We start from the raw sequence: 21,909 nt of genomic DNA on the forward strand, positions 1-21,909 counted from the left end.
CGGCGCGGGAGGGAATGCGAAAAACTTCCAGAATCGAGATCATTCCATCGCCTCTCGTCGCCTTCGGCGACGGGAGGCGATGGACGCCAGGCCCAAAGTTGCGGCATTCTCGAATATTGAGACGCGGTGTCGGAAAGCCAGTGGAGACATGCTCATGATGAGGCTCCTGTTGATTCTTCTCGCGGCGATCGGCCTGGTCGCCCAAGCGGACGCGCAGGCGGTGCGCCGGGATTCCGCCAAGGCGTTCCAGAAGGTTCGGGAATGCTCGGCCCAGATGGGCCCGAACGTCATAACCTTCACCTTCTATCAACCGACGCAATCGCGCAGCCAGTTCTGCGAGGACATTCCCGAGACGGGTCCGACGACCATCGTGGTCGACACGATGCAGGACGAATTGCGGGACATGATGGTGGAGATCCGCATCGTTGAGGCGGACCCGAAGGGGGACGACGGGGCTGCGCCGAACGAAGCCTACCTGCCACCCGCGCAGTTCCAGACCGGCGTCATCCAGCTCGAACATGACTTCAGGAAGAAGGGCGACTACGTGGCGCTCGTGCGGGCGCGCAGCGAAGACGGGCGCAAGGAATACAACGCCCGTTTCGCTTTCTCGGTCGGCGAAGAGTTTCTGCGCGCCTGGAGCGCGGTCGCCATCGCGACCGTCGTGGCGCTCGCCCTCGGCGCGGGCTGGTACGCGCACGCCTTCGGCAAGCGAACGTCGAAAAAGACCAAGCTACGCCACGCGTGATGGCAACCGTTAGCTCCTTTAGCCGGATGATCATTGCGAGCGCCAGCGAAGCGAGTTTCAGATTAAGCCGGAAGCCTTCAGAGCGCGTCCTGCAATTCCGCCGCCCGGCTCGGCAAAGGTGAGCGCCTTCTGACTGCGCCGAGACAGTCGCCAAAAAACCTAGCTAATGCAAGTTAGCTCGCGCATAATCTTCGTAACGCATTGTTTTGGTTCAATAATCCATATTATACGAATTTCGTGTGTTTATAGCTGACGCGCCGGGCGCCAGCGCCTCACCCACACGCTGGCGCTGTCAAGCCAGGAATAAAATGGCCTATGACGAGCAGCGCTTTCGCGGCCTCGAGGTCGTCTACCTTTAGCTTCGCGGGCTGGCCCTGCTTTTGCAATTATTTCGTCTTTTGCATTTATTATGTCGGATGCATATGTTGCGTTTAATTAATATCGATAACAAACAGGGGAACACCATGACCGCGCTCGCTCACCGCCAGTTGCCTCCAACGGCCCAGGATGCCGCCATTGCCCGCGCCTCTGGCCAGCGACTCTCGCGCTTTGCCCGCCGCAATCGACCGCTCACGCTTCGCGTCACCGACGCCGAGCAGGATCAGCCGATCGAGTTGCCCGCCGGAGCCGTGTCCTTGCTTATGGATATCCTGGAGGCTATGGCCGCCGGGCGCGGCATTACGCTCATTCCTGAAAACGCCGAGCTGACCACGGTGCAGGCGGCCGAGATTTTGAACGTCTCCCGTCCGTTTCTCATCGGGCTTCTCGAGGCTAAGGCCATCCCCCACCACAAGGTCGGCAAGCACCGCCGCGTCCGCATGGAGGATGTGATGGCCTACAAGGAGCGCATCGACCGCGAGCGCGAAACAGTCCTCGACCAGCTTGTTGCTGAAGCGCAGGAACACGGCATGGGTTACAGCCGCTCATGACAGTTTACACCGCGCTTCTCGACGCCAACGTCCTCTATCCCGCCGCTGTGCGGGATATTCTTTTGCAGCTCGCAGTCACCGATTTGTACCGTGCGAAATGGAGCGCTGATATCCACCGTGAATGGATCGAAGCGCTCCTTCGCAACGAACCGCACCGCGATCGCGCCGTGCTGGAGCGCACCCGAGACCTAATGGATCAGCATACGCGCGATTGCCTTGTCAGCGGCTATGAGGCGCTCATCCCCTCGCTTTCTTTGCCCGATGAAAATGACCGTCACGTTCTCGCGGCGGCGATCGTCGGCGGCTGTGACGTGATCGTGACGCAGAACTTGAAGCACTTCCCCGAGGCCGTGCTTGCACCGCTCAACATCGACGCGCAGCATCCCGACGAATTCCTATGCAACCAACTCGACCTCGCGCCGGGCATCTTCTGCGCTGCCGTGCGCAAAGTCCGCGCGCGCCTAAAGAATCCGACTTATTCCGTTGAAGATTACCTCGCCAATCTCACCCAGCAGGGCCTTGTCGGAACCGCGTCGGACCTCGAACAATTCTCTGAGCTTATTTAGCCCGCAGCCAAGGCCTGTTACCAACTGGTCCGCAGGCAGCCCATGAATTACCATTCGGTCCGGATCGCTCCGAAGATGGCGCGAACCGGGGGCTGCCATGGAAATTATTGCTTCGAAAACGATAGGAAATTCAGACACTACACGCGTAATTGAAGTTCTGGCGGATGTGGCCGGCAGTTTCACATACGCTTCCTTCCAAAACGCGATTCCGGTCATCCGCTCGATCGCCGTCAATAATCCGACGGCGGAGAATTTCGGGGGCTGCGAACTCCATCTTGTCTCTAACCCGCCATTTCTGCGAAGCAAGAGATGGGTCGTCGATCGAGTCGCAGCCGGCGATCGCCTCTCACTCACCGATCGAAAGGTAGAACTCGATCCGGCCTATCTTGCAGGCTTAAACGAATCCGAGCGCGGCGAGATTGTCTTCACGTTATCGATGGGCGATCGGACTTTGGCCGAGATCAGAAGTTCGGTTCGTCTGCTCGCGCGAGACGAGTGGGGCGGCATTGGCGACATGGCCCAGCTTCTTCCCGCCTTCGTCATGCCAAACGATCCGGCGGTCGCGAAAATATTGCGCGCCGCCGCTGAACGGCTCGCGGAGCATGGCCATTCGTCGGCGCTTGATGGTTATCAAAGCGAAAATCCACAGCGCGCATTTCTGCTCACGGCGGCGATCTATTCGGCCGTCGCCGGGCTTTCGCTGCATTATGCCGAACCGCCGGCAAGCTTCGAGGAACGAGGGCAGAAAATACGACGGCCTTCCACAATCTTGTTTGAAGGCCTCGCGACATGTCTAGATACGACGCTGCTCTTCGGCGCGGCTCTGGAGGCCGCCGGACTCTACCCAATCCTCCTGATGTTTCGCGGTCACGCGGCCGTCGGCGTCTGGCTGGCGAAGCGAAACCTGTCGAACGCCATCGAATCGGATGTCATGGAAATTCGCAAGGCGTTGGCCTCCCGCGAGATGATTGTGTTCGAGACGACGGGCGTCACCAATCGTCCCCCTATGACGCTGGAACAAGCCCAGTCCTCGGTCGAAAGCCGGCTTGACGAAGAACGGCGCGCGGAGTTCGTCGCCGCGATCGACGTGCGCCGGTCGCGCAGCGGCGGCGTCACGCCGCTTGCCTCCCATGAGCCGTCGCGCGCGGTCGTCGACGACACCCCAGCGGAGCCGGGCAAATTGCCGCTGCCGCCTGCGCCGACGATGGATGAGCTGCCAGTTGACATTGCCGTAGAAAAGCCGACGACCGCCGCGGGACGGATAGAACGTTGGCAGAAGAAGCTGCTCGATCTGACGCTGCGCAATCGGCTTCTAAACTTTCCGGACACGAAGAAGACCATTCCCTTCCTCTGCACGGATATCTCCTATCTCGAGGACCGTCTCGCTGCGGGCGCGTCCATACGCCTTATCTCGCTGCCCGAACAAAACCCCTTGGGAGAGCGTGACGCGGACCTCTATCGCGATATCCACGGACAGGACCTCCAGCGCCGCTTCGCTACGGAGGCCCTGCAACGCGATGAATTAGCCTGCCCCCTCGATGCCAAACATCTTGAAGCGCGGCTGATCGATCTCGATCGACAGGTCCGCAATGATTTCGCCGAGGGCGGCGCCAATACGCTTTTTCTCGCGGTCGGCTTCCTGCGTTGGAAGAAGAAGCCCGAGGATGAAAGAAGCTACCGCGCGCCGTTGTTGCTCGTCCCGGTCAAACTCGACAGAAAAAGCGCCTCTTCCCGTTTCAATCTGCGCTTTCACGAGGACGAGCCTCGGTTCAATGCGACCCTTCTTCAATTTCTTGAGCGCGACTTCGACCTGCGCTTGCCGCAATTCGCCGGCGAGCTGCCACGGGATGAATTTGGCGTCGATGTTCCGCGCCTGCTGAGTCTAATGCGCCAGGCGGTTCGCGACGCGCCTGGTATGGAAGTGGTGGACGAGACCGCGCTCTCGACCTTTTCCTTCGCCAAGTTCCTGATGTGGAAGGACCTGGTCGAACGTACGGAGGCGCTTCGCCAAAATCGTGTCGTCAGGCATCTCATCGACACGCCCGACCAGGCTTTCCCAGCGGATGGCGAAGTCTTCAAGGATGAGCGCGAACTCGATCGCCATTACGCGCCGGCAGACATCGTTTCGCTGCTGCCCGCCGACTCATCCCAGATCGCCGCCAGTCTAGCGGCCGCGGAGGGTCGCGACTTCGTCATCGTCGGCCCGCCCGGAACCGGCAAGAGCCAGACTATCACGAATATGATCGCGAGTTGTCTCGCGGCAGGCAAGACGGTTTTGTTCGTCGCCGAAAAGACTGCGGCGCTCGACGTCGTTTATCGGAGGTTGCGGGAGCATGGATTAGGGCACCACTGTCTCGAACTGCATTCGTCGAAGACCGATCGCAGGGGTTTTCTCGGGCAGCTCAAGAAATCCTGGGAGAGCAGCAGTCAATTCGATCAGTCGGGCTGGATCGCGATCAACGAAAAACTGCGACTCCGCCGCGATCAATTGAACGCCTACGTGGAGACGTTGCATCGACAGCACGTCAATGGGCTGACGCCTTACGCCGCGGTCGGCATCGCCTTGCGAGGCCGGGACCGCCATGCGCCGTCACTTTCCTGGCCGTCGACGGAGACGCATGACCTCGCTACGCGGCAGAAGTTGGAGGAGATGGCCGAAGAGCTCGGCCGCGTCTTTAAATCGGTGGTCAATCGGCCCGTGCTTGATCTCGTCCATGCAGGCGAATGGGCTTCGTAGTGGCAAGAACGTCTCATCGGTGCGGCTGGAGATCTGAAGGCCAAGACGAGCGTCCTACGCGGAAGGCTAGCCATATTCACCGCCCGGATCAACTTGCCTGCCACGGATGATGCTTCCTTTGTGGACCTGCAGCGGCTTGCTTCCTTCGCGGCCGCGCTTCGCGACAGCGCGGGCGTCGATCACCGCGTCCTGTTCGATCGCGAGTTTCGGCAGTTGAGCGCGGCGCTGACCGAACTTGAACAAGCAATACGCGGCTATCGCGCCGCCGAGGCCGGTTTGACCGCGGCCTTTGATCGAGACGCCGTGCTCGCCATCCCCGTCCATGATCTCGATAACGCGTGGCGGCAGGCTTCGGCCTCCTTCTGGCCGATGAGCTGGTTTGGACGTCGCCGCGTCAGAAAACTCCTGCGGAGCTACACAAAAGCCGGCGCGCCCGATCCCGCAACGGAGTTGCGGGCCCTGCGGCATATGCAGAAATATGCGGCCTCCGTTCAACGCAACAGGCTCGCGGCCAAACCGGTCGGCTTCGCAGGTCTCGACACCGACCTCGCGGCTGTCGACCGATTGTTGAAAAGCGCGGATCGCCTCTTGCAGGGATTGCTTGGCCTGGGCAAGACGGCGGGAGAACTGGAGGTGGTGGCGCAGGCCATAGCGCCGACGCTCCGTGCGCCGACGGGAGGAGATCCTGTCCGTCAAGCCGCGCACGATTATTCCGACGCCGTCGTCGCATTTGTGGAGTCCGCGAGACAATTCGCAACCTTATCGGGGCGAGAACCGCTGAATCCGGAAACGTCAACCTTGCTGTCTACACTCTCCGCGCAAATGGATGAACTCGTCGAAGCGCGGCATCTCCTGAGGGACTGGTCGACCTGGTGTGGCGTCCGGGAGCGCGCCAAAGTGCAGGGGCTTTGCGAATTGGTCGACGATCTCCAGTCCGGCGCCATTGAACCGGAAGAATCGGGAGCCGCCTTCAGGCTCGCCTATGCCCGCTGGTGGCTGCCGTCGACTTTGGACGCAGATCCAATATTGCGGGAATTTCGACGTTTCCAGCATGAACACGCGATCGAAGAGTTCAGGCGGATAGACGACATGGTGCGGGCGGAGGCCGCGAATCGGGTTGTCGAGGGGCTCGCCCATGACTTGCCGTCGGTACAAAGCGTGCCGCGCAGTTCGGAGCTTGGCTTGCTGCGGCATCAAATGGAATTACAGCGACCCAGTCGCACGATACGGGAGATGATCGCGGCAATGCCGTCGAGTTTCTCCAAGCTCGCGCCCTGCATGCTGATGTCGCCGCTCTCGATCGCTCAATATCTGCCGCCCGATCAAGCGCTCTTCGATGTCGTGATCTTCGATGAAGCGTCGCAGATCACCACTTGGGACGCCGTCGGCGCGATCGCCAGGGCCAGGCAAACGATCATCGTCGGCGATCCCAAACAGCTTCCTCCCACGAATTTTTTCGGTCGCAATGAAGATGACGAGGAGGTTGCGGAGCACGAAAGGGATCTGGAGAGCATTCTGGATGAAGCGAAAGCGGCCGGCATTCCAGTGCGAGCTTTGCGCTGGCATTATCGCAGCCGCAATGAGTCGCTCATCGCATTTTCCAATCACCACTATTATCAGAATCGGCTGATCACCTTCCCATCTTCCAATGTCGATGATCGCGCCGTTCGACTCCGGCGTGTGCCTGAAGGCGTTTATGACCGGGGCAAGAGCCGCACCAATCCGATTGAGGCTTTCGCTGTTGCGAATGAGGCGAAGAGACGCATGCTGCATTGGCTTGATTTGCCGAAAGAGAATCGGCCGACGCTCGGCGTCATCACCTTCAACGCGCAGCAACAATCGCTGATCCAAGATTTGCTGGACGAGGCCCGGCGCGACAATCCCGATCTCGAATGGTTTTTCGCAGACGAACGCGTGGAGCCCACGATCGTCAAGAATCTCGAGAATGTGCAGGGCGACGAACGCGATGTGATCCTGTTCTCGATAACCTTCACGCAGGACGCCGCCGGCAAGCGCAGCATGGATTTCGGCGCGCTAAATCGCGATGGCGGAGAGCGTAGGCTTAATGTCGCTCTCACTCGTGCGCGTCAGGAGCTTCTTGTCTTTTCCGGGTTCACAGCCGATCAGATCGACGCCAGCAGGTCGAAAGCGATTGGAGTGAATCATTTGAAGACATTCCTGGACTTCGCGGCCCGCGGTCCCATCGCGCTCCCGGCGCAGGATTTGGGGTCGAAGGGTCCGCCAGAATCTCCTTTTGAAGAAGCGGTCGCGGCCGAGCTCGACCGACTTGGCTGGCATATAACGCCGCAGGTCGGAATTTCCGGTTTCAGAGTGGATATCGGGATCAAGCATCCTGAACTCGCGGGCGCCTATCTTGCGGGCGTCGAGTGCGATGGCGCTACCTATCACCGTTCCGCAACAGCGCGCGACCGCGACAAGGTTAGGGAGCAGGTGTTACGCGGCCTTGGATGGAACATCATCCGCGTCTGGTCGACAGATTGGTGGTTCGACCCCAAAGGAGCCGCCGAACGCTTGCACAATGCGCTCTCGGCGTTACTCGAAGACTGGCGTCAGGCATCTACAGACCGGCCAACGTCTGAAGAAACCACGCATTGGGACTTGGGGCATGAAATCGAGCCCGATCAATCAATAAACGAAGTGGAGCCAACCGACGAAGCGGAAGATTCGCCGCGCCTGCCACGAGAGGAGGCGGAGGAGCGCGTCGGCGGTCCTGACGAAACGGTATCGGAGGCGCTGGCGATTGATGCGCGAATTGGCGTTCTGAGCGAAGCGCAGTCAGGTGCGTCTTCCACTGGAGCCTCCGCGGTGTCAGAGGAATCGCCAAACAGAGCGCGCTATAAAATCGCTGATTTGTCGATTGTCCGCGCCGAGCCGGAACGCTTCCATGAATTCGACTATAAGAGCACGTTACGTGCGATGGTGGAGGCGATCGTCGATTGTGAAGCGCCATTGCGCGAGGACATATTGGCGCAACGCATCGCGCGGGTGCATGGGTGGCTGCGAACCGGGAGTAAGATCCGGGATCGTGTCATGCTGCATTTGAAAAATGTGGATAGAACGTCGGAGTCGAGCGGCGACTTTATTTGGAAAAAGGGAACCGTCGCGCAGCTGATTGATTATCGTCCACCCTACGACGCCGACTCCCGTCGAGCCATCTCAGAAATTTCGCTCGCCGAGCTTGCCTCTGCCGTGGTCTCCAATGAAGATATTTTGGAGGAACCGGATCCGGCGCTCGCGCGGCTGCTTGGCGTGGAACGGTTGGCGGCGACGGCGCGAGCGCGCCTTGATGAAGCACTTGATCGGGCAAGAAGCCATTTGTCTAAACCGCGCCGCATTGAAGGCGGTTAAATTCCTAATGAAAAGTTAATCCAAATCGGTTGTGAATCGGTACAGGGATGCAAAGCACGGTGGATTCCATATCATCAATCGATAGCAGCGCCATTGATATAGCACATCCACACCCCTTTCCGAGGGTAATGTAATCGCTTTGTCCGGAACCAATGAGCGCATCAAATTTCGTGTCGTATGATGTGTTCAGGCTATGCGCCGCTGATCGCAGTCGCAAAAGCTTGCGGTCGCACGGAGGCTGATGCGCGCAACTTGCGGCTCTGAGGGCAGCGATAACCTGAGAGTGAGAGGGCCCTTCGGGCTTCGCGACGAGGAGTCAGGGCGAGAGAGAGGCTTTCGCTGGCCCGTCGCGGAGATTGAAACATGTCGAAGATTGCGCTGATGGGAGCGACGGATATCGCGCTTGATCGCCTGGTGGCGTCGGACGCCAATGTGCGCCGGATCAAAGCGGGGATCAGCGTCGAAGAGCTGGCTGAGGACATTGCCCGTCGGGGATTGCTGCAGTCGCTGAGCGTGCGGCCAGTGCTCAATGGCGACGGCGAAGAAACCGGGAAATTCGCGGTGAGCGCCGGCGGTCGGCGTCTCGCGGCGCTAAAGCTGCTCGTTAAGCAGAAGCGTCTCGCAAAGAACGCGCCCGTCCCCTGCATCGTGAAGACGGAGGGGATCGAGGAGGAAGATTCCCTCGCCGAGAATGCGATGCGCGAAGCCCTACATCCGCTCGATCAATTCCGGGCGTTCAAAAATCTGCAGGAACAAGGGCTCAGCATCGATGAAATAGCGGCGCGGTTTTTCGTCGGAGCGCAGGTTGTGCGCCAGCGCCTCAAACTTGCAGCGGCCAGCCCAAAGCTCCTCGATCTTTATGTCGCGGAAGAGTTGACGCTGGAGCAACTCATGGCGTTCTGCGTCGCCGACGATCATGCGCGACAAGAAGATGTTTGGAACGCTCTGTCGCGCTGCCATAACAAGGAGCCCTATACGATCCGGCGCATGCTGACGGAAGGCGCGGTGAAGGCCGGCGATAAGCGCGCGGTGTTTGTCGGCGTCGAAGCCTATGAGGCCGCGGGCGGTGTCGTGTTGCGTGATCTTTTCCAGCACGATCAGGGTGGCTGGTTGCAGGATATCACGTTGCTCGATCGGCTCGCTCGGGAAAAGCTTTCCAAAGCGGCGGATGACTTTCGCGCGGAGGGCTGGAAATGGTCGGAGTTCACGTGCGAATTCCCCTATGGCCATACGAATGGCATGCGTCGCTTGCCGTCGACGCCGCCGCAAATTTCGAACGAAGAGAAGGAACGTTACGACGCGGCGCTTGAAGAATATGACGCGCTCTCCGACGAACACGCGGGCTCCGAGGAGCTTCCGGAAGACATCGACCGAAGAATGGGCGAACTCGAAGAGATCATCGACGCGATCGAACAGCGTCCGGCGATTTTCGATCCGGCCGATATGACGCATGGCGGCGTTTTCGTCAGCATCGATGTCAACGGCGCGCTGAAAATTGAACGGGGCTATGTGCGCCCCGAGGATGAGGCGCCAGTTGAACAGCGAGAGGAAACGAATTCTCAGCACTCCGGGTCCGACGAGAATGGCGTTCGTTCTGTATCTACGAGGGCGTCGACGGAGGTCGGTTCAACGGGTGACGCGGACATTGAGGCCGAAGCCTCTTCGAAACTTTCCGATCGCCTGCGCACGGAACTCTCCGCGCATCGGACGATCGCACTGCGGGCAAAGCTGTCGGCGGATCCGGAAGCCGCATTTCTTGCGGCGACCCATGCTCTGGCGCTCAATGTCTTCTATGGATCGGCGCAGCATTCTTGTCTCGACATCACGCTGCGCAGCGCCCAGATCGGGTCTCATGCGCCTGGCGTCGGCGACGCCCCGGCGGCCAGTTCCCTGCAGCAGGCGCTGGAGCAATGGCAATTACGTCTGCCGCAACATCCCGCCGAGCTTTGGAGCTGGCTTATTGTGCAAAGCGCGGAAGATCGCGCAGCGCTTTTCGCTTTCTGTATCGGCTTAGGCGTCAATGCGCTCTATCTCCCGCATGAGCGACGCGTCGCCGCATTTAATCACTCCGACCACCTCGCCGAACATCTCGTGCTCGACATGCGGGATTTTTGGAGGCCGACGGTCGAGAATTATTTCGGCAAGGTGACGAAGACGCAGATTCTCGCCGCTGTCCGCGAAGCGAAGGACGAGGCGACGGCGCAAATGATCGATCACCTGAAGAAAGCCGATATGGCGGCGGAAGCCGAGCGCCAGCTCGACGGCAGCGGCTGGCTACCCGAAATTTTGCGAACAAAAAATTTCGACGCCCCGGCGATCGAGGCAAAGCACGCGGGAATCGGCGAGGAATCGCCGGCGGACAGTGACGATGGCCTTCCCGCTTTTCTCGCCGAGAGCGAGACGGAACCGATGATTTCGGTGGCCGCCGAATAGTCCGGCGCGCCTTATTATGCGTCCCACAGCTTCGCGAGCCCGCCCTAACCGGCGGGCTCTTTTTGTTTTGAGGAGATGAAAATGTTCGATTGGTATCAGCGCTGCGTCTATGACGGCGCGCAGAAGAAACTGTTTCATCAGAAAGGACGCGCCGCCTTGCGCGCGCTCGCAAAAGAACTGCGGCTGCCGCCAAATTCTTTCGATATCCGCAGTTGCCTTGGCGGCGTCGCCGTCTCCGGCGAAGTCATTTTGCATAGCGAGAGCGTCTATATCGAGATCTCCCAGCCAGCGTCCGGCGCCGACAGCGGCGTGTTGATCCGCAGCTGCAGAGGCAGGCGCGACTATGAGGCCGGCAGAAATCATTTCGCGCCGCTGGCGTTGCTTGATGAGCCGGCGGCGCTGGATGGCTATGTGCGAGCGGTGATGAGCGGCGATCTATCGCGGACCAGCGCGATGTTTGGACCGCTTGCCTTTAGATGGCGGGCGTGCGGGCGAGGCTGAGGGAGAGAAGAGGCAGAGGGCTTTGCCGGGAGGGCGAGCCCGGAGCAGGAAGAGAGAGCGTCCCGGGCCGTTACCCCCGGAGACAATTGATGAGCCCGATCCTCGCCGTTGCCGAAACGCCTCGCGAACAATCCGAACTTTCCTTCATCTTTGCAGACAAGCCCCATGCGCTCGTGATGGCGGCGCAGACGCTCGTCGTCCGTCTCGCCAAGGGGAGCGTCATCGACGCCCCTGCCCTGCGCGCCGCGATGGAAGGCGCCTTCGGCGCGAGCGACGCGCAAGCGGCATGGTGCTGGAAAGACGCTTATGAGGCGGTAGAGGCGGCGCAGGTTTTATTCCTGCGCCGCTATGGGCCAGCCATGGTTGCGCGCGCGGCGAACGATCCGGCGCGCATTCTCGCGATGCTCCAGAAAATCGGCGCGATGCTGCCGAGCGAAACGCGGCGCTCGGAAGAAAGTCATGCGCTACAGCAATTCTCGACGCCGCTGGAATTCGCCTATGTCGCGAGCCTCGCGGCGGGGATCGGCGCCGGCGACGCGGCGCTCGAGCCCTCCGCCGGCACGGGGATGCTGGCGATTCATGCGGAGCTCGCCGGAGCCGCGCTCGTCCTCAATGAATGGGCGCAGACGCGGGCCGATCTCCTGAATCTGCTGTTTCCTGCAGCGCCGCTCAGCCGCGTCGATGGCGCGCAGCTGCATGATCGGCTCGACGCCGGTCTTGTTCCAAGCGTCGTGCTGATGAATCCGCCCTTCTCGTCGTCACCGCTGATCGAGGGGCGGCATGCTGCGGCGACTTTCGAACATATTCGCGCGTCTCTCTCGCGACTTCGCGCTGGCGGCCGGCTCGTCGCGATCACCGGCGAGAGTTTTTCCCCGACCGTGAACAGCTGGCGCAGAAGTTTCGAGCGTTTGCAGGAACAGGGTCGGCTAGTGTTCACGGCCACCCTCGCACGCGGATTTTTCGCGCGGCATGGGACGAGCGTTGAAAGCCGGCTGACAGTCTTCGACAAAACGCCGGCCGAGAACCCGAAAGAATTTGTCACAGGCTTCGGTCCGGTCGCCGATCTTTCTGAACTGCTCGCGCTGGTGCAACGTGAGATTCCGCCGCGCGCGTCTCTTGAGACTGTGCCTAGCAAAGGCGAAACGCCTATCCAGGGCCGCGTCGGTTCGACCGCGAAGCCCTTCACGCCGATCATTGCAACACGCCGCGCCACGCCGCGTCTCGCCATTGCAGATTCTGCGTGTCCAAACGCTTGCGGTCTGACCCACGCCCCGCGCGTGTCTTCAGAGATCGTCGAGCTCGCTTATGAGATTTGCGACTGGAAAGCGCCCGAGAGCGGCGCGCTCAGCGCCGGGCTCTATGAGCCCTATGCCGTGCAGTCAATTGCGATCGAAGGAGCGAAACCGCATCCGACGACACTCGTTCAATCCGCCGCCATGGCGTCGGTCGCGCCGCCAAAACCAACCTACCGGCCGCATCTACCAAAGAGCATCGTCGAGTCCGGGCTCCTCTCCGACGCGCAGCTCGACAGCGTCATCTACGCCGGCGAGGCCCATAGCGGTCTTCTTGCCGGCTCCTTCCTCGTCAATGAAAGTTTTGATGCGGTTTCCGCCGCGCCGGACGACGCCGAGAAGGCGGTCCGCTTTCGCCGCGGCTATTATCTTGGCGATGGCACGGGCGCCGGTAAGGGTCGTCAGGTCGCGGGCGTCGTTCTCGACAATTGGCTGAAAGGCCGCCGCAAGGCCCTCTGGATCTCGAAATCCGACAAGCTGCTGGAAGACGCGCAGCGCGACTGGGCGGCGCTGGGGCAGGAGAAGCTGCAGATCGTCCCACAGTCCCGCTTCAAGCAGGGCGCGCCGATCCGTCTTGCCGAGGGCATTCTTTTCACGACCTATTCGACCCTGCGGTCGCATGAACGCCAGGGCCGCGACGGCGCGCTTAAGCGATCGCGACTGACGCAAATCGTCGACTGGCTTGGACCAGATTTCGACGGCGTCATCGTTTTCGATGAGGCGCATGCCCTCGCCAATGCGGCTGGCGACAAGGGCGAGCGCGGCGAGAAAGCCGCATCGCAGCAGGGGCGCGCAGGCCTTAGGCTACAAAACGCCCTCCCCGACGCCCGCGTCCTTTATGTCTCGGCCACCGGCGCGACGACCGTCGCCAATCTTGCCTACGCCACGCGTCTCGGGCTCTGGGGCTCTACCGACATGCCCTTTACGACGCGCCAGGATTTTGTCGCGGCCATGGAGGCCGGCGGCATTGCCGCCATGGAAGTGCTGGCGCGTGATCTCAAGGCCCTCGGCCTCTATGCGTCGCGCGCCCTCTCCTATGCCGGGGTCGAGGTCGAGATGCTGGAGCACCAGCTCTCAAATGAGCAAATCCGTATCTATGATTCCTATGCCGGCGCCTTCGAGATCATTCACAATAATCTCACCGCGGCGCTGGAGGCGGCAAACATCACCGGCGAGGGCGGCAAGGCCTATAATCGTAATGCCAAGAGCGCCGCGCGCTCGGCTTTCGAATCCAACAAGCAGCGTTTCTTTAATCATCTGATCACGGCAATGAAGGTGCCGAGCCTGATCGCGTCGATCGAGCGTGATCTGGAATCGGGTCATGCCGCTGTCATTCAGATCGTCTCGACGAGCGAAGCCTTGATGGAGCGCCGCCTCGCTGAAATCCCGTCGTCCGAATGGGGCGATCTTTCCTGCGACATCACCCCACGCGAATATGTTCTCGACTATCTCGCCCATTCCTTTCCGACCCAGCTCTTCGAAGTCTATTCCGACGAGAATGGCGATCTTCACTCGCGCCCAGCCGTCGACGAGCACGGCAATCCCGTCCAGTCGCGCGAGGCTATGGACCGCCGGGACCGGCTGATCGAGCATCTCGCCGCCCTTCCCGCCGTGCAGGGGGCGCTCGACCAGATCGTTCAGCGTTTCGGGACGGAGATGGTCGCCGAGGTCACCGGCCGTTCGCGGCGGATCGTGCGCAAGACCAATGCGGACGGTTCGGATCGGTTATGCGTCGAGCACCGGCCGGCCTCGGCCAATCTTGGCGAGACGCAGGCTTTCATGGATGACGAGAAACGCATTCTCGTCTTTTCCGACGCCGGCGGCACGGGCCGCTCCTATCACGCCGAGCGTAGCGCGAAGAATCAGCGGTTGCGCGTCCACTATCTGCTCGAACCCGGCTGGAAGGCGGATAACGCCATTCAAGGCCTGGGGCGCACCAATCGCACCAATCAGGCGCAGCCGCCCTTGTTCCGCCCGGTTGCGACCGATGTGAAAGGGGAAAAGCGTTTTCTCTCGACAATCGCCCGCCGGCTCGACACCCTCGGCGCCATTACCCGGGGCCAGCGCCAGACCGGCGGTCAGGGCCTGTTCCGACCCGAGGACAATCTCGAATCCCCCTATGGGCGCGCGGCGCTGCGCCGCCTGTATCAGCTCGTCTTCGCCGGCAAGGTCGAAGGCTGCTCACTGATGCGCTTTATGGAAGCGACCGGACTCGATCTCACCGACCAGGACGGCAGCCTCAAGGAGGAGCTGCCGCCAATCTCGACCTTCCTCAACCGTATCCTTGCTTTGCCGATCACGTTGCAGAACCTCCTCTTCGACGTGTTCGAGGGGCTGATGGCGGCGCAGGTGGAGGCAGCGATTCAGGCAGGCGTTTTCGATGTCGGCGTCGAGACTCTGATGGCGGAAAGTCTCATCGTCACCAATCGTCAAACAATCGCCGTGCACGGCAAGAGCGGCGCGGAGACGCAGCTGCTCACAATCTTGCGCAAGGACAAGACGCGGATCACGACGCTGGGTGAAGCGTTCGACTATGCGACCGCGTCCCAAAAATCACGATTGATGATCAACGAACAGTCGGGTCGCGCGGCCGTCAAACTGCCCGCCACGACGTTGATGCAGGACGACGGCTCGGTTCAGCCGCGGGTTCGCCTGCTGCGGCCCGCCCATGCCGATGTGATCACAGTCGAAGCGCTGGAGCGCTCGCATTGGCGTGACGTCAGTTCCGAAGAATTCCGGCGGGCGTGGGAGAGCGAGGTGGCTTCCCTGCCCGAACTGACCGAGAGCACATTCCATATCGTCACGGGCCTGTTGCTCCCGGTCTGGAATCGGCTCCCGGATGAGGCGGCGCGAGTCTATCGCTTGCAGATCGACGAGGGCGAACGCGTCATCGGCCGGCTCGTTTCGTCCGCGAGTGCCGCAGTTCTCGTCGAAGCAACTGGCGCCAGCGCCCCTGCCCTAGCGCCGACCGTCGCCATCGCCGCCGTCATGCAGGACGGTGCGGGACTCGTTCTCGCAGACGGGTTGACTCTCAAGCGCGCGCTCGTGATGAACAGGCATCGCCTTGAACTCACGGGCTTCGGCGACACGACGGTCGATCGCTTGAAGGCGCAGGGCCTCGTCTCCGAAATCGTCGCCTGGAAGCTGCGGCTCTTCGTGCCGCTCGGCGATGACGCGGGAAAAATCGTCGAAAAGCTCCTTGCGCTCTATCCCCTGCTCCGCGTCGCGCCTGCCATCCGCGTGAACTCTTAAAAGCGCGGGAGGCGATGATGGAAAGCCCCGCCCGGACTCTGTCCTGCAGCCTCGCCGAAAATGTCGAGGCCGTCTGCAAGCATTATCTTTCCAACGGTCGTCGCTGCGGCAATTACTGGACCGTCGGCGACGTGAACAACAATGCGGGCCGCAGTCTCTACGTGCGTTTGAAAGGTCCGCTCTCGGGCAAGGGCGCGCGAGGCCGCTGGACCGATTCAGCCACGTCTGAACATGGCGATCTACTTGACCTCATCCGCGCGCGAGAAGGGCTCGCATCCTTTCGCGAGACGTTTGACGAAGCTCGACGTTTTTTGCGGGTACCGCGCCCGAGGACGACAGAGAAACGTGATGGCAACTCAAGCGAATGCAGCACGATCTCGCTCGCACGCAAAATCTGGGCGGCGTCGCAGTCGATCGTCGGCACAAAGGCCGAAGCCTATCTGCGCGCTCGAAAAGTCACTGCTGATCTGAGCGATGCGCCGCTGCGCTACCACCCGGCGCTGACCTATCGTGAGGATCGGAACGGGCTCTCACGCAGATTGCCGGCGCTTGTCGCCGCCGTCACCGACAATAAGGGCGAGATCAGGGGAATTCATCGAACGTTTCTCGATCCGGATAGGAATGACAAGGCGGGTATCGCTTCGCCGCGCCGCTCGCTCGGAGCTATTCTCGGCAATGGCGTTCGTTTCGGTTTGGTCGATGAATTCGCCATCATCGGCGAAGGGATCGAAACCGTGTTGTCGCTGAAAAGCGCTTTCCCCTGCCTCCCAATGGTCGCGGCGCTCTCGGCGGCCCATCTTGCTGAATGGGAAATTCCGGCCGGCGTGCGTCACTTGATCATTGCCGTGGACAATGATCGAGCCGGACGGAACGGCGCGCGGAAGCTTGCCGAACGCGCTGAGGCGGAGGGCGTCCGAGTTGGAATGATTGTTTCGCGAGGCAAGGATTTCAACGATGATCTGCGGCACATTGCGCCGGAGCATCTTCGGCTCCAGTTAGTAAGAATCGCCGGACAATGTCCGAGTTCGAAGAAAGCAGACGCTCTTGATGCGTGTCGCTAAAGCTTGGTCTGACCCGTTGCGGACTTCCTGGGCCACGCCGAGAATGACCGCTTCTGGGCTCATGTCGGCCGTTCGAGGCAGTTTCAGGATTCACTGAGAACAGACATTCCGTACAGATCTGCTGGAGCACTTAGCTGCGCCAATTGCGGACATGTAGCAGCCCGGCCACGAGCCGCCGACCAATCTCCCCGGCTGCATCAGCGCTGGAGGCCCGCAAGGGTGAAGATCCTTTGGAGGCCTTCAGCTCTGCCAACATCCCGGCGCAAAGGGTGAAGCCGTGACTTACCTTCGCTTTTTCCGATCCTTCCATCGTTTGCCCGGCGTCGGAATCAATTGTCCACCTCCCCTTCCGGTCCTTTTGGCCCGCAGCTGCCGGCCGACATCTTCAATCTCGCGCGTGGCCGCCGCGACTTCTGCAGCGGGAAGAAAATGACCAGCGATCCATCCGTCGATGTATTGACGCCCGGCGGCAGCACAGCCGCGCTTGAGGAATCCCAGAACGAGCGCCCAATCTTCCGATCTGAAGCGAATAATTCGATCCAAAAGTGCGCTTGTCGCCTGCATGCAACGCAGATCAAATTGTCCGAGCTCCTGCCAGAGCCGGTTGAGAAACTCGTTCGACACCTCGATATGCGATCGGAGATCGGCGTTTCGAGTTCCGATGAAGTTTACGACAGCCTTGAAGTTTCCCCAGGTGTGTTCGCCGTCCTCACGGATAACCGCAAGCATGGTGTCAGCGGTGAGAGTCAGGTGCCCGTGGCGGCGCCAGGCGAGCTTGATCACGAGATCGACATAGCGGCGCTGATCGATCAGTCCCTTCTCATGCGCAAATGAGAAAATCGCCTGCAACCATATACTCTTTGTAGCGCAGGCGGCTTCGGCGAACCGGCGATAGTACATGTCCTCGGAGACAAGGAGATGTTCCGCGCCTGCCAGGTTGGCGGCATCGAGAACATGACTGCCAAACGACTGGTTGATCAGAACGGCAACGTCGGTTGGATCGTCTGGGGCGATAAGGGGCCGAACCTCACAAGCGGCCTCGATCCGCGTGAGTTGCTCGACGATGTAGTCGCGCCGCGTGGCAATGTCCTGCGCCGTGTGCTCCTGGCGGATGTAATGACCGTCGTGCCAAGTCATCGTCATCGACCGCTCGGCGGTCGTTTCCTGCTCGTCCCTTAGGTTCTTGATTTCGTCAATGACGGTTTGCGGAACGATCAGAGTGCCGAAGACGGATTGAAGCACATCGAAGGCATCCATGGTGGATACCGTCCAAGCGGTGTAGGCGTCGAGCACCGCCCTGGCCTGCCGATGAGCCTCAAGCAGCCCACGCGCGGCCAGACGCTCGGATTCCGTGCCTAGGCAGGTGCGAATGTCGAAATCGAGGAAGCGGATGTACTCGACGAAGCGGATCGTATCCCGACCCGCCCTTGGCCACGACAAAGCTGATGGGACAATTGTTCTTCAAATAGAGATCGGCGCGATTGCGATTGCTTTCAGCGACTCGCCGGACCTGGTCCAGTGCCGGCTGGATATCGCCATCCCGCATGGGGATTGTATAGAAGCCCTCGGCGTCCGGGAACCGGTTCTCGAAGCTCTCCATGACTTCGTGAAGGGCGTGAAGATATTTGTGCTTGATCTCGGCGACGCGCCACCGCCGCGTTTCGCCGAACTTGACAGGCATCTCGAATTCACCGCCGACCCGCAAACCGATGGCCGCCGCCGCCATCGGATGGGTTGGACTTACGACATTATCCGCCGGACGATCCGGTCCTTCCTCGATGAGAAAGGCATGACGCTCGTGCCGGTTGGTCTCAAGCCGGACCCATATATCGACAGCGACCGTTTCCGCAGCGGGGATCAGACCGTCATCGGGATCCACCATGATCAGGCCGAAGTACCGGAGAACCGCCTTCTGATCGTTTCGGGCCGATTGGAGCACGGTATAGGCGTACGCCAGCGCCTTCGGCCCCTCACCGATCTTTCGCAGCACCTGGGCCAGAAACATCTTCTGTGCCGGCGACCCCTTGACCGTCGCTAGGTCGATGTCGTCCACAAGCGCCTTCACCTCGTCGCCGCGATCGAGGCGATGCAGGACAGAAAACAGGGCGATGTAGTTGTCGAGATGAGGCTCAGCCGCGGTGGCCTTCCGCAAGGCGGCTTCAGCTTCGCTCAACGCTCCGCGATTGAAGTGCAGCAGGCCTTCGGCATGTAGATAATAGGGAAGCTCCCGAACCGCTTGCGGCAGACGAGCAAAGAAGGCGAGAGCACGCTGGCGAATCGGGCTGTCGTTGACGAAGGCCCGGGCGAGAATACGCAGCTCATTGCTGTCGTGGTCTTCCGCGACTCTGCCATCCAGCAGATCGACGACGACCGCAGCATCGCCACGCCGGTTGGCGTGAAATGCCACCATCAGCCGGTCGGCGGCATGGCTATCTTCATCGATGTGCTTCAGGGCGACCTTGAATGCGGCGTCGGCGATGTCCTCCAAATCTTCCCGGCGCGCGAAGTCTGCGACGACGACGCTAGCGCGAGGATCGCGCGCCGCGTCTTCGGCAACGATCGCGATCTGCCGCCGACGCTCTTCCGGGTCATCGATGCCGATCCTGATCGCCGCGAGCCTCGCGGTGGTCGTGATGATCGGCTCCTCGGTCGGGGGGATCAGCGACGCATTGTTCTCGAACAGCGCGACGACCTCCGGCCAGTCGGCCCGCGCCACGTGATACCGGAATTTCAGCACAACGCTGTCGGCGGTCGCCGGAAGCTTCGGAAGGAGTTCGCCTGCAAGTGTATCGTCGCCGGCCTCGACGGCGACGACGACCGCGCGGACGAGAAGCTCTATGTCGTCGGGCGCGAGTGCTAGGCCCTGCCGCGCGACATCGAGAGCTTTGGAGAATTCGTCGAGAGCCGCCAAACCTATCACGACGTTGCCGCATAGCGCCGCGTCTTCCGGTCGCAAGGGGCCGTCCGTCCCGCGCTCGCGATCCCACTGGGACCTCAACGTTGCAGTCGCGGCCTCCAGCCTTCGCCGTTCCGGCAAAGACAGAACGCGCATGCGTTGGAAGCGTTGACTGGTCAGGATTTCGTCGAGATCTGCCTCGGCCGCGAACTGAACGGCGTGGATCTCGGAGGGATGCATGGCAAGAGCAGCGCGTGCGGGCTCCCACCATTCTCCGGGCTTTCCGCGGCGTCTGACGAAGTCGACCCAGCCGATCTGCACGGCAGCGGTTCGATGCAGTTGTTCTGGAACCAGTTCGAGCGAATCGGTCACCGACATGTCGAACCGGGCGGCCTGGACTAGATAGCCGGCAAGCCATTCGTTTGAAGGATCGGCTTCGAGCTGCGCCTTTCCGAACGCGAGCAGCTCTTCCCACTTGCCATGGAGCAAGAGGCCGAAGGCCTTGTTGGCGATCGCCTTCGGTTCGCCCGGCGCATGGTCGAACGATGCGAGCAGCTTGGCGGCGGCTTCATCGTCCCTGCCGAGCGCCAGAAGGCAATGGCCGATATTCGCCTTGATGCGAAACAGAATGCGACCGGAAGCCGAGGAGCCGACACGCGCCAGCAAGCGCTCCAGCAGCGGCATCGCCGTCAGCGTCTTGCCGCTGTTGTTGAGCTCGCGATACTCATCGATCTCGGCGTCCAGATGCATCTCGACGGCGTTCACTTCGACGGTGCTGTCGCCGGGCGGGTTGGCAAGCCTGCCACTTACCTCGGCGAGCATCGACTCCATGCGAGAGAGCCCTGCAGCGAGATCCTCGCGCATCTCGCTCTGGCTGGAGGAAATCGATCTGGTCTCAGCAAGGATCTCCTCGCTGAACAGCGTGTAAGTCGGATCGAAGGCCTTGCGCGCCGCCGTATCCTCGCTGATCCGCTCCTCCAGCGTGTTCCAACCCCACACGAAGACGCGCATTGCCTTGCCGGCCGTCGCAAGCTCCTTTGTGATCTCGCGCGCGAGCTCCTGCATCGCCACGTGGTCCGGCGCGGTGGTGATGATGTAATATTCCTTGAGAAGGGGCTTGAAGGTCAGCGCCTTCGTGACCTCACCTCGAACCTCGTCTTCCGAAAGGGCGTGCCCCTCGCTCTTCAATTTGCACTGGATGCCGACATGCCAGTCCGCGTCGCCGTCGCGCATGCCGAAAAGGTCGACGCCATTCTGGCGCTGGCCGCGTCGGCCATTCCGCTGGACCGAGAGATCTTTGAGCAAGCCGCGCCACAACACGACGGCCGCGCGCTCGAACGCCTGATCGTCGGCGGGCTTGGGAATTTGAGTGGCGGCGAGCAGCGACATCGGTGACCGTCAGAACAAGAGGCCTGCATCGTCGAGCGACTGCGCCAGCACCGCCGGCACACGGCTGTGGTGCTCGATCCAGGCCCGCGTCTCGGCGCTGATCCAGCCGGCGACCTGCAGGAGCGACGCATAGTCTGCGGCGAGGTGGCGGTCGAAGATTGGTTCGTGATGTGCGATCCGGTTCCGGAAGGTTCGCAGATAGTCGAGCGGCGCATGTGCAGCCTTGCGGCTCAATCGCGCATGCGGAAAGGCCTTGAAGACACCGGCGCGCCAGATCGTCATGTCGTAGTTGGCCTTGCCGGAGCCCGGAAGCCGTCCGCCCGGTCCGAGCAAGGCGACCCAAAATCCGAATGACAGCGCCGCGACCATGTGAGGCGGGTCGTCAGGGTAGCCTTCACGCCGCAAATCCGCGCGGGCTGCGGAAATCCTCGATGCCGTGCCAGCATCGAGCCCCGAGCCAGGGTTGTCATACCAATCCGCGCCGTAGCGCGCGGCGAGCTCGCGATGCATGGCGTTGCGCAAGGCAACCTCCAGGCCCTGAAGAGGGCCGTAAAAGGCTGCACTCACTGCGGTGTTCCAGCTATAGAGACGAAACGCCTTCTCCCGGTTCTCGTCAGCGTGCCCGACATACGTCGCCATGCGCTCCGGCGACAGGGATGTCTCCAGGGCGTCGATGACGGCGTCGGTATAGGAGAAGGCGTTCTTGACTACTGCCACCGGGTCACCCATATTGACTCCC

General features: G+C 61.1%; 12 protein-coding genes. 9 read left to right on the forward strand and 3 right to left on the reverse strand.

Annotation, left to right across the window (positions count from 1 at the left end; translation table 11 throughout):
* The first annotated feature begins 154 nt into the window (after nucleotides 1-154).
* The 9 genes from AC0X69_RS21845 (at nucleotide 155) to AC0X69_RS21885 (ending at nucleotide 16,885) form a co-directional block, all read left to right on the forward strand.
* Complete coding sequence (locus AC0X69_RS21845) at nucleotides 155-745, forward strand: hypothetical protein (protein WP_482613968.1); 591 nt, start codon at nucleotides 155-157, stop codon at nucleotides 743-745.
* 464 nt (nucleotides 746-1,209) lie between these two features.
* A complete protein-coding gene (locus tag AC0X69_RS21850) occupies nucleotides 1,210-1,674 on the forward strand; it encodes a helix-turn-helix domain-containing protein (protein ID WP_482613969.1) in 465 nt (154 codons plus the stop codon).
* Nucleotides 1,671-2,240, forward strand: a complete 570-nt coding sequence (locus tag AC0X69_RS21855; RefSeq protein ID WP_482613970.1) for a VapC50 family PIN domain-containing toxin — start codon at nucleotides 1,671-1,673, stop codon at nucleotides 2,238-2,240. The genes AC0X69_RS21850 and AC0X69_RS21855 overlap by 4 nt, the downstream gene beginning before the upstream one ends.
* Before the next feature lie 166 nt (nucleotides 2,241-2,406).
* A complete protein-coding gene (locus tag AC0X69_RS21860) occupies nucleotides 2,407-4,977 on the forward strand; it encodes a DUF4011 domain-containing protein (protein WP_482613972.1) in 2,571 nt (856 codons plus the stop codon).
* A gap of 120 nt (nucleotides 4,978-5,097) precedes the next feature.
* On the forward strand, nucleotides 5,098-8,346 hold the full coding sequence (locus tag AC0X69_RS21865; protein ID WP_482613973.1) for a DUF3320 domain-containing protein: 3,249 nt from the start codon (nucleotides 5,098-5,100) through the stop codon (nucleotides 8,344-8,346).
* A gap of 363 nt (nucleotides 8,347-8,709) precedes the next feature.
* Nucleotides 8,710-10,779, forward strand: a complete 2,070-nt coding sequence (locus AC0X69_RS21870; protein WP_482613974.1) for a ParB/RepB/Spo0J family partition protein — start codon at nucleotides 8,710-8,712, stop codon at nucleotides 10,777-10,779.
* Between the two features lie 81 nt (nucleotides 10,780-10,860).
* Nucleotides 10,861-11,280 carry a hypothetical protein gene (locus AC0X69_RS21875; RefSeq protein WP_482613975.1) on the forward strand — a complete coding sequence of 140 codons (420 nt, stop codon included), beginning with the start codon at nucleotides 10,861-10,863 and terminating at the stop codon, nucleotides 11,278-11,280.
* 89 nt (nucleotides 11,281-11,369) lie between these two features.
* Entirely contained in the window at nucleotides 11,370-15,824 is a 4,455-nt protein-coding gene (locus tag AC0X69_RS21880; RefSeq protein WP_482613976.1) for a strawberry notch-like NTP hydrolase domain-containing protein, read from the forward strand.
* Between the two features lie 17 nt (nucleotides 15,825-15,841).
* Nucleotides 15,842-16,885 (forward strand): DUF7146 domain-containing protein, encoded by a 1,044-nt coding sequence (locus AC0X69_RS21885; RefSeq protein ID WP_482613978.1) that lies wholly within the window; start codon nucleotides 15,842-15,844, stop codon nucleotides 16,883-16,885.
* Nucleotides 16,886-17,167: 282 nt separating this feature from the next.
* Here AC0X69_RS21885 and AC0X69_RS21890 read toward each other — a convergent pair whose 3' ends face one another.
* From AC0X69_RS21890 to AC0X69_RS21900, 3 genes are read right to left on the reverse strand one after another with little or no spacing between them, the layout of a single operon-like run.
* Nucleotides 17,168-18,178 (reverse strand): PIN domain-containing protein, encoded by a 1,011-nt coding sequence (locus AC0X69_RS21890; RefSeq protein WP_482613979.1) that lies wholly within the window; start codon nucleotides 18,176-18,178, stop codon nucleotides 17,168-17,170.
* Nucleotides 18,179-18,200: 22 nt separating this feature from the next.
* On the reverse strand, nucleotides 18,201-21,170 hold the full coding sequence (locus AC0X69_RS21895) for an ATP-binding protein (protein WP_482613980.1): 2,970 nt from the start codon (nucleotides 21,168-21,170) through the stop codon (nucleotides 18,201-18,203).
* 9 nt (nucleotides 21,171-21,179) lie between these two features.
* Complete coding sequence (locus tag AC0X69_RS21900) at nucleotides 21,180-21,899, reverse strand: hypothetical protein (RefSeq protein ID WP_482613981.1); 720 nt, start codon at nucleotides 21,897-21,899, stop codon at nucleotides 21,180-21,182.
* Between the last annotated feature and the right edge of the window lie 10 nt (nucleotides 21,900-21,909).

The organism is Methylocystis sp. Uni0008, from assembly GCF_056838045.1.

Excerpts from the sequence above, each read along its gene's own strand:
- AC0X69_RS21845 (WP_482613968.1), top strand. The coding sequence starts at position 155 with ATGATGAGGCTCCTGTTGATTCTTCTCGCGGCGATCGGCCTGGTCGCC.
- AC0X69_RS21850 (WP_482613969.1), top strand. The coding sequence starts at position 1,210 with ATGACCGCGCTCGCTCACCGCCAGTTGCCTCCAACGGCCCAGGATGCC.
- AC0X69_RS21855 (WP_482613970.1), top strand. The coding sequence starts at position 1,671 with ATGACAGTTTACACCGCGCTTCTCGACGCCAACGTCCTCTATCCCGCC.
- AC0X69_RS21870 (WP_482613974.1), top strand. The coding sequence starts at position 8,710 with ATGTCGAAGATTGCGCTGATGGGAGCGACGGATATCGCGCTTGATCGC.
- AC0X69_RS21875 (WP_482613975.1), top strand. The coding sequence starts at position 10,861 with ATGTTCGATTGGTATCAGCGCTGCGTCTATGACGGCGCGCAGAAGAAA.
- AC0X69_RS21880 (WP_482613976.1), top strand. The coding sequence starts at position 11,370 with ATGAGCCCGATCCTCGCCGTTGCCGAAACGCCTCGCGAACAATCCGAA.
- AC0X69_RS21885 (WP_482613978.1), top strand. The coding sequence starts at position 15,842 with ATGGAAAGCCCCGCCCGGACTCTGTCCTGCAGCCTCGCCGAAAATGTC.
- AC0X69_RS21895 (WP_482613980.1), bottom strand. The coding sequence starts at position 21,170 with ATGTCGCTGCTCGCCGCCACTCAAATTCCCAAGCCCGCCGACGATCAG.
- AC0X69_RS21900 (WP_482613981.1), bottom strand. The coding sequence starts at position 21,899 with ATGGGTGACCCGGTGGCAGTAGTCAAGAACGCCTTCTCCTATACCGAC.